16 protein-coding genes are annotated in these 14,543 nt (G+C 32.6%); 10 read left to right on the top strand and 6 right to left on the bottom strand.

The window, feature by feature from the left end:
• Nucleotides 1–94: 94 nt before the first annotated feature.
• Complete coding sequence (locus BDW31_RS08320) at nt 95–1,198, bottom strand: 5-methyltetrahydropteroyltriglutamate--homocysteine S-methyltransferase (protein WP_080365852.1); 1,104 nt, start codon at nt 1,196–1,198, stop codon at nt 95–97.
• Nucleotides 1,199–1,419: 221 nt separating this feature from the next.
• Here BDW31_RS08320 and BDW31_RS08315 point away from each other — a divergent pair, with 221 nt between their 5' ends.
• From BDW31_RS08315 to BDW31_RS08300, 4 genes are all read left to right on the top strand, one after another.
• Nucleotides 1,420–2,031, top strand: coding sequence for a ribonuclease FAU-1 family protein (locus BDW31_RS08315; RefSeq protein WP_016930913.1), 612 nt, complete (start codon nt 1,420–1,422; stop codon nt 2,029–2,031).
• 142 nt (nt 2,032–2,173) lie between these two features.
• Complete coding sequence (locus tag BDW31_RS08310) at nt 2,174–3,028, top strand: LysR family transcriptional regulator (protein ID WP_011276481.1); 855 nt, start codon at nt 2,174–2,176, stop codon at nt 3,026–3,028.
• A gap of 43 nt (nt 3,029–3,071) precedes the next feature.
• On the top strand, nt 3,072–4,292 hold the full coding sequence (locus BDW31_RS08305; RefSeq protein ID WP_053024940.1) for an MFS transporter: 1,221 nt from the start codon (nt 3,072–3,074) through the stop codon (nt 4,290–4,292).
• The gene (locus BDW31_RS08300; protein ID WP_037548379.1) at nt 4,292–4,780 is read left to right on the top strand and encodes a DUF456 domain-containing protein; all 489 of its coding nucleotides are present in this window, start codon (nt 4,292–4,294) and stop codon (nt 4,778–4,780) included. The genes BDW31_RS08305 and BDW31_RS08300 overlap by 1 nt, the downstream gene beginning before the upstream one ends.
• Nucleotides 4,781–4,933: 153 nt before the next feature.
• On the opposite strand, the gene BDW31_RS08295 is transcribed toward BDW31_RS08300, so the two are convergent.
• On the bottom strand, nt 4,934–5,623 hold the full coding sequence (locus tag BDW31_RS08295; protein WP_037548381.1) for a DUF1129 family protein: 690 nt from the start codon (nt 5,621–5,623) through the stop codon (nt 4,934–4,936).
• A gap of 125 nt (nt 5,624–5,748) precedes the next feature.
• Between BDW31_RS08295 and BDW31_RS08290 the strand changes: the two genes are divergently transcribed.
• The 4 genes from BDW31_RS08290 (at nt 5,749) to BDW31_RS08275 (ending at nt 7,876) form a co-directional block, all read left to right on the top strand.
• Nucleotides 5,749–6,198: a GNAT family N-acetyltransferase gene (locus BDW31_RS08290; RefSeq protein ID WP_053024939.1), complete on the top strand. Its 450-nt coding sequence runs from the start codon at nt 5,749–5,751 to the stop codon at nt 6,196–6,198.
• Nucleotides 6,199–6,263: 65 nt separating this feature from the next.
• Nucleotides 6,264–6,752: an SA0632 family lipoprotein gene (locus BDW31_RS08285; protein ID WP_037548386.1), complete on the top strand. Its 489-nt coding sequence runs from the start codon at nt 6,264–6,266 to the stop codon at nt 6,750–6,752.
• A gap of 180 nt (nt 6,753–6,932) precedes the next feature.
• The gene (locus tag BDW31_RS08280; RefSeq protein ID WP_053024938.1) at nt 6,933–7,229 is read left to right on the top strand and encodes a hypothetical protein; all 297 of its coding nucleotides are present in this window, start codon (nt 6,933–6,935) and stop codon (nt 7,227–7,229) included.
• Between the two features lie 101 nt (nt 7,230–7,330).
• A complete protein-coding gene (locus tag BDW31_RS08275; protein ID WP_053024937.1) occupies nt 7,331–7,876 on the top strand; it encodes a GNAT family N-acetyltransferase in 546 nt (181 codons plus the stop codon).
• 90 nt (nt 7,877–7,966) lie between these two features.
• On the opposite strand, the gene BDW31_RS08270 is transcribed toward BDW31_RS08275, so the two are convergent.
• The 4 genes from BDW31_RS08270 to BDW31_RS08255 form a co-directional block, all read right to left on the bottom strand.
• The gene (locus BDW31_RS08270; RefSeq protein WP_037549149.1) at nt 7,967–8,533 is read right to left on the bottom strand and encodes an LOG family protein; all 567 of its coding nucleotides are present in this window, start codon (nt 8,531–8,533) and stop codon (nt 7,967–7,969) included.
• 11 nt (nt 8,534–8,544) lie between these two features.
• Nucleotides 8,545–8,991 (bottom strand): YaiI/YqxD family protein, encoded by a 447-nt coding sequence (locus tag BDW31_RS08265; RefSeq protein ID WP_053024936.1) that lies wholly within the window; start codon nt 8,989–8,991, stop codon nt 8,545–8,547.
• A gap of 6 nt (nt 8,992–8,997) precedes the next feature.
• Entirely contained in the window at nt 8,998–9,672 is a 675-nt protein-coding gene (locus BDW31_RS08260; RefSeq protein ID WP_053024935.1) for a hypothetical protein, read from the bottom strand.
• Nucleotides 9,673–9,885: 213 nt separating this feature from the next.
• A complete protein-coding gene (locus tag BDW31_RS08255; protein ID WP_037536471.1) occupies nt 9,886–10,761 on the bottom strand; it encodes an undecaprenyl-diphosphate phosphatase in 876 nt (291 codons plus the stop codon).
• Between the two features lie 304 nt (nt 10,762–11,065).
• On the opposite strand from BDW31_RS08255, the gene BDW31_RS08250 reads away from it, so the two are divergent.
• A complete protein-coding gene (locus BDW31_RS08250) occupies nt 11,066–12,697 on the top strand; it encodes an ABC transporter ATP-binding protein/permease (protein ID WP_053024934.1) in 1,632 nt (543 codons plus the stop codon).
• Nucleotides 12,694–14,355: an amino acid ABC transporter ATP-binding/permease protein gene (locus BDW31_RS08245; protein ID WP_053024933.1), complete on the top strand. Its 1,662-nt coding sequence runs from the start codon at nt 12,694–12,696 to the stop codon at nt 14,353–14,355. The genes BDW31_RS08250 and BDW31_RS08245 overlap by 4 nt, the downstream gene beginning before the upstream one ends.
• Nucleotides 14,356–14,543 lie beyond the last annotated feature (188 nt).

The raw sequence follows: 14,543 nt of genomic DNA, 5'->3' as shown, positions 1-14,543 counted from the left end.
AGCGCATTTTTAAATCGGTCAACTTCTGCCAATATATATTTATAGCCTGAGTCATTGAATTATGCTCAGGCTCTTTTTAGAATTCAATAAGGTGCTAATTAGCGCTTCCTAATAACTCATTAGATAGCTCTACAACATATTTTAATTTAGTCCATTGTTCTTCTTCTGTGAGCTGATTACCTTCTTCAGTTGAAGCGAATCCACATTGAGGGCTCAAACATATTTGATCTAGAGAGATGTATTGTTGTGCCTCTTTAATACGTTGTTTAATTAATTCTTTATCTTCAAGTTCGGGTGCCTTAGAAGTAATTAAACCTAGTACGGCATAAGCATCCTTATCAAAATAGCGTAAAGGCTCAAAGTCGCCAGAACGCTCATCATCATATTCTAAGAAAAATCCATGCAGGTGCTCTTTAAATAAATACGGAGCAATCGCTTCGTAACCACCTGAAATTGCCCATGTTGATTGATAGTTACCACGACAAATGTGTGTAGTTAAAATTAAATCCTTTGGAAGACCTTCGACAGCATCATTTACTACCTTATATGCTAATTCACGAGCTTGAACTTTTTCTTCATCTGTACGTTGACGTCCTCGAACTTTATGTGTACCGTCAGTCAGACTAGCCCAATATACATCGTCTATTTGTATGTATCTTGCACCTAAATCATAAAAATGTTGCAATGATTGGCGATAAGCTTCAGAAATATCATGAGCAAAGTCTTCAATATTTGGATAAATATCTTCATTCAATATGTTAGGGTGGAATAATTGGTTTGGACTCGGAATTGATACTTTTGCGGTAGCGCGTCCATTAACTCTGTCATATAAGAACTTGAAATGGTCAAAATGGGGGTGATTAGGATTATATCTAACTTTATCAACTACTCTTACATTATGGGCACGCGTTTCTAGCCCTTCAAATTCTAGCCCGTGATCAGGAGTGTAACCTTCGACACCATCTAGATTTTCTAAGAAATCAAAGTGCCACCAACTTCTTCGAAATTCACCATCAGTAATACTATGTAAACCTATTTCTAATTGCTTCTCTATAATACGGTCGATTTCCTCATCTTCTATTTGTTTTAGCTCTGCACCACTGATTTCATTTTGATTATATTTAGCGCGAGCGTCCTTTAATCTTTGAGGTCGTAACAAACTTCCAACATGGTCTGCTTTAAAAGGTCTGTAAGTCAATAGCAGTTCCTCCTTCATCAATTTATTTAGAATTTTCAGATAATATAAACATAAACTAACAAATACGAGTATTTTTGTCAATTTTCCCTAAAAATTAATTAGTTGTAGTAAAATAAAATTGAAAATTTTTATATGTTTATGTGCGTAATTCAATTAAAAACGACCAAAGATGACATCAATTAGTTAGTTTAATATAATAATGACAAGGAGTTGGTGGCTTTATGAAAATTAAATATATAGATAAACGTCACTGGCGTCGCCTATTAGAACGTGATTACATAGAAGTTAAGGTAAATAATAATAGATTTAAGGGTATTATTGGCTTGGTCACGATGAAGAAGGTTCGTGAACCTTTAGAGGTGACGGTAGTAGGCCAGAATATAATTGTTGCTGATGACAATTATCAATGGTTGCAGATTTTGCCGGAAAAGAAACGATATAGTATTACTGCAATGTTTGATGATAAAGGAAATCCATTGGAGTATTACTTCGATATCAATATTAAGAATATTACTCAAAAGGGCAATGCTAGAACACTCGATTTATTCTTGGATGTGCTTGTGTTACCATCAACTGGAGAATATGAGCTCGTTGATGAAAATGATTTGAAATTAGCATTAAAAAATGAACAAATCACTAAAAAACAATATCATGAAGCTTATATGATTGCGCATCAATTGATGATTGAAATCAATGAAAATTTTGATGATGTTAATAATCGAATTATGTATTGCTATAACAAGATGGTTGGTAAGTTGAAAAAGCCAAATTATAATAAGACGTATAAAAAACATATTCAACATCATAAGCCACATGTAAATAAAGGGAAATAATGGAACTCTAATCCTTTAATATTAGGAGCGAAGCGGAACGATAAGTAAATGTGAAGCATTGTTTATATAGTTTTCGTTTCGGTCTTAAACTTTTTTGTTGCTCATAGCCATGTTCATGAATAAACATTAGTAGGGGGAAGGTATGAAAATAGAAGACTATCGATTATTAATTACATTAGATGAAACTAAGACGTTACGTAAAGCAGCAGAAATATTATATATTTCTCAACCAGCTGTAACACAACGACTTAAAGCAATAGAGCATTCATTTGGTGTAGACATATTTATCCGTACAAAGAAACAATTAATCACTACCACTGAGGGTGCTATGATTATTGAGCACGCTCGTGACATGTTAAAACGAGAGCGTGTATTTTTTGATAAAATGCAAGCACATATTGGAGAAGTGAATGGTACCATTTCAATCGGTTGCTCATCATTGATTGGTCAAACGTTATTACCAGAAGTATTAAGTTTATATAATTCACAATTTCCAAATGTTGAGATACAAGTTCAAGTAGGTTCTACAGAACAAATTAAAGCAAATCATAGAGACTATCATGTGATGATAACTCGAGGAAATAAAGTAATGAACTTGACTAATACACACCTCTTTGACGATGATCATTATTTTATCTACCCAAAAGAAAGAAAGAGCGAGGTTTCTAAATTACCTTTCATAGAGTTTCAAGCTGATCCTATCTATATTAATCAAATTAAAGAATGGTATAATGAGAATCTTGGACAAGACTATCACGCAACGATAACAGTGGATCAAGTTGCTACATGCAAAGAAATGTTAGTAAGTGGTGTAGGGGTTACGATTCTTCCGGAAATCATGATGAAAAATATAGATAAAAATATGTTTGAATTTGAAAAGGTAAACATCGACAATCAACCACTTATTCGCTCAACATTTATGAGTTATGACAGTAGCATGTTACAACTCCCTCAAGTTGAGTCATTTGTTACTTTGATGCTTAACTTTATTCGCTAATCATTAGGATAACGTGTAATTAAAAAAGAATAGAGGTAGAAAAATGTTTGCAGCATTGTTGAATATAAAAAACTACAAATTATTCGTTGTGAATATGATGCTATTAGGTATGGGGATTGCCATCACAGTACCTTACTTCGTCTTATTCGCGACTAAAGAGCTAGGGATGACAACTAACCAATTCGGTATTCTACTTGCCCTAGCAGCAGTGAGTCAATTTACAGTCAATTCTATTGTCGCTCGCTTTTCAGATACGCATAGCATTAATAGGAAAGTACTCATCATTAGTGCACTAATGATGGGGGCTATTAGTTTCTCGATTTATTTTTATATTCATAATATTTGGTTGTTTATTATTGTATACGCTATTTTTCAAGGGTTATTCGCTCCAGCAATGCCACAATTATATGCATCTGCACGTGAATCCATTAACGTTTCATCTTCAAGAAATAATGCTAAATTTGCCAACACTGTTTTACGCTCTATGTTTTCTTTTGGTTTCTTATTTGGTCCGTTAATCGGAGCGTATTTAATTCAATTTATGGGATATGCTGGACTTTTTGGTGGCACTGTCTTTATTTTATTATTCACACTTGTTTTACAAATCTTCTTCTATAAAGATTTAAATTTATCAGCAAAAGAGCAAGTTGGTGGTACAGCCAATATTGAGAAGACTGCGCCTAATATGCTTAAAGATAAAACACTATTTATTCCATTTATAGCATTTATTTTATTACATATAGGTCAATGGATGTACACAATGAATATGCCGCTATTTGTCACAGATTATCTTAAGGAGCAAGAGGGATATGTAGGAACGCTAGCAAGTTTATGTGCCGGCTTAGAAGTTCCCTTTATGGTTATATTAGGTATGTTATCTGCTAAGTTAGCTACTCGAACGTTGTTAATCATAGGTGCAGTTAGTGGTGGTGCCTTCTATTTTAGTATTGGTGTTTTTGAAAATATCTATGCTATGATGATCGGACAAATCTTCTTAGCACTATTTTTAGCTATCTTACTCGGATTAGGTATTAGCTATTTCCAAGATATTTTACCTGATTTCCCAGGTTATGCTTCAACATTATTTGCGAATGCAATGGTGATTGGACAGTTGTTAGGAAATTTATTAGGTGGTGCAATGAGCCATTGGGTTGGATTGGAGAATGTTTTCTTTGTTTCAGCAACATCTATTTTCATAGGAATGATATTGATATTCTTTACGAAAGATCAAAAATATACGGAAGCGGATGTGAAAGTTAAGTAATGGAAGTTGTTTTATGGATATTAATACTATTATCATTTGTTTTAGCATTTGTAGGTTTAATTAAGCCTATTATTCCATCTGTACTTGTGCTATGGGTAGGATTCTTAATTTATCAATTTGGATTCTCTCAAGATGGGTTATCATGGATATTTTATGTAGCTATGATTTTGTTCACTGTATTTATTTTAGTATCTGACTTTTTAATGAATAAATACTTTGTAAATCGCTTTGGCGGTTCTAAATTGGGTGAATATGCTGCGTTAATAGGTGTGATTGCTGGGTGCTTCGTCCTTCCACCATTCGGTATTATCATCGTACCTTTTATAGCAGTGCTCATTGTAGAATTAGTGCAAGATTTTGATTTTGGAAAAGCACTTAAAGCAAGCATTGGATCTGTAGTAGCATTTTTAGCGAGTTCGGTTGCACAAGCGTTAATTATGTTCATTATGGTCATTTGGTTCTTTATAGATGTGTTTTTAGTAGGATAATTAAAAAAAGGTTAAGTCATTCATATCAAAGTGGCTTTGAGTTTTCAATTCGTCTTTTGAGAACATCATTGCGCACGTACGATACAGATGCTTAACCTTTTTTATTTTTTGTAAAATGCTACTTTACAAGTCTTAGTTCATCGTGACAACGTATTATAAGATAGTATTTGAATCTTTGTTAACAAAATGATGTTGTATATAAAAAGCAATCGGCGTAATGATGGCTGAAATTATAATAAATGACCAATTACTAATAAGAATGTAAGGACCAAAAGCTAAAAATGATTGCGGAATAAAAAAGACATAAAATAGAGCGACTAACAGTAAAGCGATAATAGTGTAATTAAATAACCACACCCAATGTGAATTATTGAAACTTTGAAGTTGAACCGTCTTAAATATGACTAATATAAACATAAAAATAATAAATAAACCTGCTATGACACTAATCGGAAATGTATACAAGTAAACTTTATTATTATCTCCACCAATAAAAAAGCCAATAAAGCCTTTAAAGAAACAAAAAATACCAATTAAAAAAATAAAATTCCTGAAAATATACTTAAATATATTTTGAAACGTTTCATTAGGCAATGATTTAATTTCTTTTTTAGCATGTGCTTTTGGATTATGTTCGAAAAACTCTAATGCTAACGTACCTTCATTCTCAGCTTCTAATAATCTTTTTAATATACGACTTAGCATTACCTCACTGTCATGCGGATTGACGCGTAAATCAGCGCGGATGTATGTCATATAATTTTCAAAGATTTCTCTATCTGTATTATTTAGGCGCAATGATTTTACATTATTTTCACGTGCTAATTTCGCAGTGGATTTCATTGACTAAGCTCCTTAACGTCTAAACTTATTTTATTTTTAATAATAATAGATTATTATATGTTAAATATGGATAATCATACCATAGATAAATATAGAATATAATGTATAACATAAAGGAAGTCATTATGCGAAAACTAACTGTTAAAGATATAGAATGGATTGAATCCATCGCAAAGATACAAGAATATTATATTGAAAAGCGAGAAATACATTACAATGCGACACATCTATCAATTGGATTACGTCAAGATATGATTATTCAACGATTAAAGCACAGTAATGATATAATTTTAATTGAACTGAGCGAAGACACACGGCGCTTAATTTCGTTTATTTGGGGTCATTTTGAGGCTGTTCAAGAAAAAGTAATCACTGAGATGATATACACTGACCCTCATTTTCGAGGACTGGGTCATGCTAAGCGTCTAAAGATTGCTTTAGAAAATTGGGCGATTGCAATGGGTGCTAAATCAATTGAAGGTATGGTTGATACTACAAATGATGCAATGATTGAGCTCAATAAAGCGAATGATTATGCGATAAGTCATGTAAAAATGCGTAAAGACCTAAGGTAAACAAATGAATAGGTTCTTAATTCATGTTAAAATAATATTACTCATTCGTAATAAAGGAGATAAGTATGAAAAAATGGTTGATACTTCTACTTTCTGCGACACTTATGTTGTCTGCTTGCGGTAAAAGTGATGAAAGAGCATCATTAGAGAAAGATGTTAAAGAACTTCAAAAAGAAAATGATGATTTGAAAAATCAAAAGAAAGACTTAGAAAAGCAAAAAGAGAAACTTAACGACCAACGTGAAAAGCTTCAAAAAGAAGTGGATGATTCAGTTGCGACAGAATCAGCTAAAGATGATTCGGAAAGTGATGAAAGTGATAGTAGTGACTCAAATCAATCATCAGATAGCGATACATACAAACAGTCTAAGAGCCAAAGTACCACTGAAAATAGCACTTCAAGTAACGAAACGAATACTTCTAAGGCAAATGGTGGTAGTGATTCACAGCAATCTAACCAATCTAATAATACTCAAGAGGGTCAATCAAATAGCGGTGAAAATGCTACAAGTGGACAAAGTAGCTCAGACGATACATCATCAAGTAGCCGTTAATAAAATTACTTAAATAATGAAGGCAATTTAGCCGGCCTCATACGTCAAGTTTGACATGTACGGATATAGGGTAAACTAAATCTAAATCATTTACAATTCACAATTTAATCATTGTATAAATTAAGCTTAACTACATAATAAAACGTTTAATCATAAACTATAATATTGGAGAGATGACACATGCATGAACAAGATTTTCACATTTTAGAAGGTCGCGAAATCACATTACCTGAATTAGGACGTGAAATTGAAAATATTACTGGACGTACAATTGTTGATTCTACTGGTGAAATCAAACGTGTGGTTGCACACTTACCAAACTTTGAATCTGATACCGACACATTTGTAGCTACATTTAAACTTAACCATCGTAATGACTTTGTAGATGCAACTTTTGTTGCATCTAAAGATCAACGTGATCGTTTAAAAGAGATTCCAGTACACATTGAACTCGTTAGTTATATATCTAGAGGTTAATTAGTTACTCAATCAAATTTAAAGACGGATAAAGTGTGCTATGGTCTATATCCATATCGCACTTTTTTACTCATGTATTTCTTTAAAATGGGGTGTTGAAAATGGCTACATATATAGAAACAGAAAGACTTAAATTACGAGACTGGAAGCAAGAAGATTTATTGCCATTTCAAAAGATGAATGCTAATCCTCAAGTGCGACGCTATTTTCCAAGTTTATTAAGTTATCGACGTTCTGAATTAGATATGAAAAAAATGGATGACATTATTAAAGAAAACGATATAGGCTTATTTGCAGTTGAACTTAAAGAGACTGGCGAATGGCTTGGTTTTATTGGGGTTAATTATATACCTCAAGATAGCCAATACCCATTTGAGGAATTACCACTGTATGAAATTGGATGGCGTCTTATTCCAGAAGTATGGGGTAACGGACTTGCCACTGAAGGTGCAACAGCTGTATTAGCATTTGCCAAAGAAAAGGGGATTGAAGCTATTTATAGCTTTACTGCAGAAAATAATTTGCCTTCTAGAAAAGTAATGGAAAAAATTGGCATGACATTATATGACCATTTTGAATTACCAGAGTTAAGCAAATATCATATGTTAAAAAGACAAGTACGTTATTATAAACAATTATCAATATAAGATTAAAAGCGACATGAGATTGGATAGTTATATTATGTGATAAATAATCACTTTTATAAATATAATAGTCCAAAACATGTCGCTTTATAATTAATCGTATGTACGTATACCTAAGGGTTTAAAATTAAGTAACCCATTAATTAAATCTTCTTTAGAATTATATAAAGGTGCTAATTGTTTATATTTTTCATCAATAAATCCTTCTTCAATCATACTATTTATAAGTTGTTGAAGTGGATTGAAGAATCCATTTAAATTATAAACGGCAATTGGTTTTTCATGAATGCCAATTTGCGCCCAACTATAAGTCTCGAAAAATTCCTCAAGAGATCCAGCGCCACCAGGGGCCATTACAAAAGCATCTGCAAGTTCCGCCATTTTTTGTTTGCGTTCATGCATTGAATCTACAAGAATAAGTTCGCTCACTTTTTGACTAGTGATTTCTTTTTCATCTAACATCTTAGGCATTACACCAATAGCATGTCCACCGTGATCTAATACACCATCTTGAATTGCACCCATAATACCTACAGAACCTGCACCAAAAACTAATTCATAACCTTGCTCAGCCATATATTTACCAAGTTCGTATGCTTCTTTAACATAAATGGGGTCTTTACCTTTACTAGCACCGCAATATACTGCAATTCGCTTCATTATTCTTCCTCCTATAGTTGTTTGATAACTGATTTAAATGCACGCTCAAATTTTTTTTTATCTTCTTTTGAAAAAGGGGGAGGCCCTTTATGACGACCGCCTTGCTTTCTTATCTGTGCATTATTATAACGTTGTTGTAATAACATATCTATGTTACTTGAACGATACAAATGCCCTTTATGGTGCATTACAATCTTAACTTTAGATAGTAATAAACTGGCAAGTCCATAATCTTGAGTTATTACAATGTCTTCTAGTGTAGCTAGCTTTACAATTTTATAGTCAACAGCATCAAGTCCATCATCAACATAAATTGTTTCAACGTGATTCGGGAGCACTTTATTTGAGTAATGGCTAAAGCTGCGTAAAATGGTAACAAAAATGCCTGTCCCAATAGTTAATTCAATTACTGAATCAACTACTGGACAAGCATCTCCATCAATGATTACACGTGTCATAAAGCGTTACGCCTTATTGTTATCTTCATTTTTATTTTGTGTAACAATACTTTCAGCCTCATGATCTTTGAACTTTTTCATTTCTTTGATGCGTGCTTTTTCTTCTTGCTTTTGTAATTTCTCTTCTTCTTTATGACGTTTATCAATATTTTTTTGGAGCTTTTTATCTAGCTTATTAACGTCTTTTTTATTATCTTTCTCAAGTTTTTCGCCTTTTTTCTCTGTCTCATCATCAAGTTTACCAGGAGTTAAACCAACTTTTTCTTGATATTTTTGAGTTTTTTTCATGTCTTTAATGCGTTGTTTTTCGTTCTTTTCACGCTCTTTTTCTTCTTCTTTATGACGTTGTTCGATATTTTTTTGAAGTTTTTTATTCATTTTGTCAGCTTCTTTATAGTTTTTCTTAGCTAACTTTTCGCCTTTTTTCTGAATGTATTCAGGGTCATTTTCTTTTGCAATTTTCTTTAATTCACGTTTGTTGTCGAATTCTTGTTTTTTATCTCCTAAATACTCTTTTGCACCTGTTGCTTTATTCGCAATCGCTTGTCCTGCATTTGACGTTGCATGAGTTGCTTTTTGTATCTCAGGATGAGATTTAATACGCTTACGTTCTACTACTAGTGGCACAATAATGATTGGTAAAACATTAATCGCCGTTTTAATGATTTTCTTTTTGTCCATACTCGTTGCCTCCATTAGATTTACTATTTATCTTCATTACCCTATGATACATCATACTAAACGAAGGAACTAGCTAGAACCCTTATATTAACTTGAGTAAAACTAGGTAGGTTAAGAGAGTGTCTTAGTCAGCTAATTGACTAAAAAAATCGCCAAAGATTAAATCTTTGACGATGTTATGTGACGTAAAGACATTATTAGATTGATTTATAATTAACCTGAAATGCCTTGACCAATTCCAAAGCCGAAGTAAAGAATGGCTATAATAATTACCAATACGATACGATAAATTGCAAATGGTACTAACTTAACTTTATTAATTAAGTGTAAGAATGTTTTGATTGCAATCAAGCCAACAATAAAGGCAGCCAAGAATCCAATTAAATAAAATGGAATATGTGCAAGTTCAATATATTGATAGTTTTTAACTAATGATAGTGCACTTGCAGCTAGCATAATAGGTACAGCCATAATGAAGGTAAAGTCAGAAGCAGACTTATGATCTAACTTCATCAAGACACCTGTTGAAATCGTAGAGCCAGATCTACTGAAACCAGGCCACATTGCTACCGCTTGAGAGATACCAATTACGAATGCTTGAACATAATTGATTTGGTCAACTGACTTAGGATTTTGAACTTTTTTACTATATTTGTCTGCAATAATCATATAAATTGCACCTAAGAATAAACCAATCATTACAGTAGGAACACTAAATAAATGTGCTTCAATAAAATCGTCGAATAACACACCTAATATACCAGCTGGAATCATACCAACTAATACGTGTAGTAAATTTAATCGACGTGGTTTAGAACGAAATTCTTCATTTATTGAAGTGTTTCTATACTTGCCAATATGTAACATTTCGAAATAACGCTCACGGAATACCCATGCCGCAGCAAAAACAGAACCTAATTGAATTACGACTTTAAATGTAAAAGCTGAATGAGGACCTAGAAATTCAGTCGATTTTAACCACATATCATCCACTAGAATCATATGACCTGTAGATGAAACTGGAGCAAATTCAGTTAAACCTTCGACAATACCTAAGATAAGGCCCTTGATAAACTCGATAATAATCATAAGTAACCTCTTTCTTTTATTAAAAATTTAAAATATTGTTGTCTTTAAATATATTGTTGTCAAAATTCACTTTTCTATAATATCATAACGCATCAAATCAACGCTAATAATAATGAGATAACTAATAATTGATTTTATATACAATATATCGCAGTACCTTTATTAATTTACTGATATAACGTAACTTACCGCAACGGACTTAAGGATGAGATGTTATGTTCATTATATTGTCACTGTTTTTTAAAAGATATTAAATGATAAACATTTGAGAACCTTTTATAATAATAAATTAGGTGAAGATAAAGTGAAAAAACTAATGAATTTAGTCTTTAATTATAAAGTATTTCCATTATTTATGGGAATTGTGAGTATGTTCTTAGCAATAACAGTAGTGGTTCAGAATATATGTATTGCGAGTTTTTTAAATCGAGTGCTTTACAATCATTTGAGTTCTGTAAATTCATTATTGATTATCATCTTAATCGTTTTAATTCTTAGAGCAACATTGAATATGATTAACTTAAGATTAGGTGATATGTTAGCTGGCAAAGTTAAACATCAATTGCGTCGAGAAGTTGTTTTGAAAGAATCAACTATTGCTACAGGAACGCAAATTAATATTTTAACAGAGACAATAGACGGACTATCCCCGTTTTTTAAAAATTATTTGCCACAGGTCTTTAAATCTATGATGATCCCTTTAATGATTATCATAGCAATGTGTTTTATTCATTTAAATACTGCATTAATAATGATAGTTACAGCACCGTTTATTCCACTTTTTTATATCATTTTTGGACTTAAAACACGTGATGAATCAAAAGATCAAATGACGTATTTAAATCAGTTTAGCCAACGTTTTCTTAATGTGTCTAAGGGACTGATTACACTTAAACTTTTTAGACAGACAGCCCACACGAAAAAACAAGTATACGAAGATAGTACACAATTTCGAGATTTAACGATGCGCATATTAAAGAGTGCATTTTTATCAAGTTTGATGCTCGAATTCATAAGTATGCTTGGTATTGGATTGGTTGCATTAGAAGCAGCATTAAGTCTTGTTGTTTTTCATAATATTGATTTTAAAACAGCAGCTATTGCAATTATATTAGCTCCTGAATTTTATAATGCTATAAAAGATTTAGGACAAGCTTTCCACACAGGTAAGCAAAGTGAGGGTGCTAGTGATGTAGTTTTTGAATTTTTAGATTCTGAAAACACACCGCTTACTAATCGAGAAATAGTAAAAGAGCAACAAGAATCACTTATTAAGATGCGCAACGTCAATTATCAGTATCCTAATAGTCCTTCTTATGCCATTCGTGATATATCGCTCAAGATATATAAGGGTGAAAATGTAGCTATTGTAGGACCAAGTGGTGCAGGTAAAACGACTTTAGCCAAATTACTTACTCAAATAGTACGTCCGACGAGTGGGCATGTGTCCTTTAACAAATGTGTTAATCAAATTGGAATGCTCAGTCAAAATCCTTATATTTTTTCAGCATCAATTAAAGATAACATAGCAATGTTTAAAAAAGTTGATGACGACCAAATTCTTCATGTGTTAGAGATGGTTGGTCTAAAAGAAAAGGTTATGTCTCTAAAAAATGGTATTCATAGCAGAATAGGTGAAGGTGGAGAAATGCTATCAGGCGGACAAATGCGTCGTATTGAGTTATCAAGGGTATTATTGATGAATCCTGATATTGTTGCTTTTGATGAACCTACGACTGGCCTGGATATAGAGACTGAAACTGTTATTCAACAAGTTATCTCACAACATTTTGAAGGGGTAACGATGATTATGATTGCCCATCGCGATTCAACGCTTCGTCAAGCAACGCGACGATTATTTATAAAAGATGGTTACTTAGTTGAAAATGATCAAACGATTTCTGTAAGACTTGAAAAGGGTGGTGACTTAGTGTGAAACCACAAATTCGATTTCGACCTGACAAAGATTTAATATTAGCAAAATTGACGGGTGTTATTGGGAGTGTCGTTGCATTAGCAATGTTCTTCTTAAGTGGGTACATGGTAACTCAAAGTGCTTTAGGCGCACCTTTATATGCATTAATGGTGTTAGTTGTATCAGTTAAGTTGTTCGGTTTTATACGTGCGATTGCAAGATATGGGGAGCGTTTACTATCACATAAAACGACATTTACAATGTTACGAGATGTTCGGGTTCAATTTTTAGAAACATTAATCCCTAGAGTACCTAATTTATATCGCCAATATTCATCTGCTGATTTATTGACTAAAATGATAAGCAAAGTCGAAGCTTTACAAAACATCTATTTAAGAGTCTATTATCCACCGGTTGTCATTGGTTTCACAGCAATTATTGCAGCAGTAACATTGGTATATTTTAGTGTTATGCATGCTATAGTTATCATTATAAGTATGTTGTGTTCACTTTGGCTTGTACCGTGGTTGAGTGCTAAACGTGCAGGTAAATTGAAGCAACAAGTTGCACAACAGCAACAAACTACGATTACCCAATTTTATGATTATAAAGATGGCTATGCTGAGTTAAATCGTTTTAACAATGCAGAAGCCTATCGTGAAGATTTAATGAACGCATTAGAATCGTATGACAAAATGCAATCGAAAGAAACGAGATTTTTAACTTTATATGATTATATGCTAAATATAATCGCAATGATCGCTATATTTGCTACCTTAGCATTGGGATTTATTCAAGTTAAAGAAGGACAATTAAATGTTGTGTATTTAACGAGTATTGTTTTGATGATGTTAACTCTATTCGAACAAACAGTGCCTATGAGTAACTTTGCATATTACAAAGCAGATACAGATGAAACGTTAAATAGTTTAAATGATGTTCTATCATATCCAGTAGATCAATCTAAGCAATCATTGGTAACAAAACAGAGTAACGTCTACAATATTAGGAATGTATCGTTTAGTTATGAACATCAAGAATTACCAACGTTATCCAATATTAATTTAACTCTTGGGAAAGGGGAGAAAGTAGCGATTGTTGGACCATCTGGTTCAGGTAAAAGTACATTATTACAAATTATGAGTGGTTTGTACGATATCGATGAAGGACAAGTTTCTCTTGATGGTCAGAACATATCACAACTAGATGAAGACATTCGCTTTGAAAAGCTTAATGTTCTTTTACAATCACAACAATTATTTGATGGTACATTACGTTACAATATGTTCTCTAGTAAAAGTGATGATGTCATTCAACGTGTCTTAACGAGCCTCAATTTAGGCTATCTAGATCTAGAAAAAACAATCACTTTAGATGGAAACACATTATCAGGTGGTGAGATGCAACGTATTGCACTAGGGCGACTTTTTCTAAAAGGTTCCCCAATATGGTTATTAGATGAACCAACGACTGCATTAGATGAGGATAATACTAAACAAGTGATGCAATTGATTGATGAACAAGTTGAAACATTGGTTATTGCAACGCATGATTTAAAATTACTGCCATATTTCGACAAGATAGTTGTTCTTATTGATGGACAGATTAAAGAACAAGGGAGTTATGATGAACTAAGTCATGGCAACCATTATTTAAGTCGTTTATTAAAAATGAATTAGACAATGTTTAAATATACGCATACCTTGTCTTAAAACGAAAAACCTGAGGTATCTGTTATAGATAACTCAGGCTTTTCGTTATTGATAAATATAGGCTCTATAATAAATTGGACTGATGACTAAAAATCATCAGTCCAATTTTTATGTTTGAATACAAAAATGGCACAATTACCTCTATAATTATTAGC

Source organism: Staphylococcus sp. AtHG25, from assembly GCF_003217445.1.
Taxonomy (GTDB): Bacteria; Bacillota; Bacilli; order Staphylococcales; family Staphylococcaceae; genus Staphylococcus; species Staphylococcus haemolyticus.
This window is presented reverse-complemented; position numbering and strand designations above follow the sequence as displayed.

What these genes read in the sequence shown, in the direction of transcription:
- BDW31_RS08275 (WP_053024937.1), top strand. Translation starts at nt 7,331, where the DNA reads ATGGCTACATATATAGAAACAGAAAGACTTAAATTACGAGACTGGAAG.
- BDW31_RS08315 (WP_016930913.1), top strand. Translation starts at nt 1,420, where the DNA reads ATGAAAATTAAATATATAGATAAACGTCACTGGCGTCGCCTATTAGAA.
- BDW31_RS08290 (WP_053024939.1), top strand. Translation starts at nt 5,749, where the DNA reads ATGCGAAAACTAACTGTTAAAGATATAGAATGGATTGAATCCATCGCA.
- BDW31_RS08285 (WP_037548386.1), top strand. Translation starts at nt 6,264, where the DNA reads ATGAAAAAATGGTTGATACTTCTACTTTCTGCGACACTTATGTTGTCT.
- BDW31_RS08300 (WP_037548379.1), top strand. Translation starts at nt 4,292, where the DNA reads ATGGAAGTTGTTTTATGGATATTAATACTATTATCATTTGTTTTAGCA.
- BDW31_RS08310 (WP_011276481.1), top strand. Translation starts at nt 2,174, where the DNA reads ATGAAAATAGAAGACTATCGATTATTAATTACATTAGATGAAACTAAG.
- BDW31_RS08270 (WP_037549149.1), bottom strand. Translation starts at nt 8,533, where the DNA reads ATGAAGCGAATTGCAGTATATTGCGGTGCTAGTAAAGGTAAAGACCCC.
- BDW31_RS08265 (WP_053024936.1), bottom strand. Translation starts at nt 8,991, where the DNA reads ATGACACGTGTAATCATTGATGGAGATGCTTGTCCAGTAGTTGATTCA.
- BDW31_RS08295 (WP_037548381.1), bottom strand. Translation starts at nt 5,623, where the DNA reads ATGAAATCCACTGCGAAATTAGCACGTGAAAATAATGTAAAATCATTG.
- BDW31_RS08255 (WP_037536471.1), bottom strand. Translation starts at nt 10,761, where the DNA reads ATGATTATTATCGAGTTTATCAAGGGCCTTATCTTAGGTATTGTCGAA.
- BDW31_RS08305 (WP_053024940.1), top strand. Translation starts at nt 3,072, where the DNA reads ATGTTTGCAGCATTGTTGAATATAAAAAACTACAAATTATTCGTTGTG.
- BDW31_RS08280 (WP_053024938.1), top strand. Translation starts at nt 6,933, where the DNA reads ATGCATGAACAAGATTTTCACATTTTAGAAGGTCGCGAAATCACATTA.
- BDW31_RS08260 (WP_053024935.1), bottom strand. Translation starts at nt 9,672, where the DNA reads ATGGACAAAAAGAAAATCATTAAAACGGCGATTAATGTTTTACCAATC.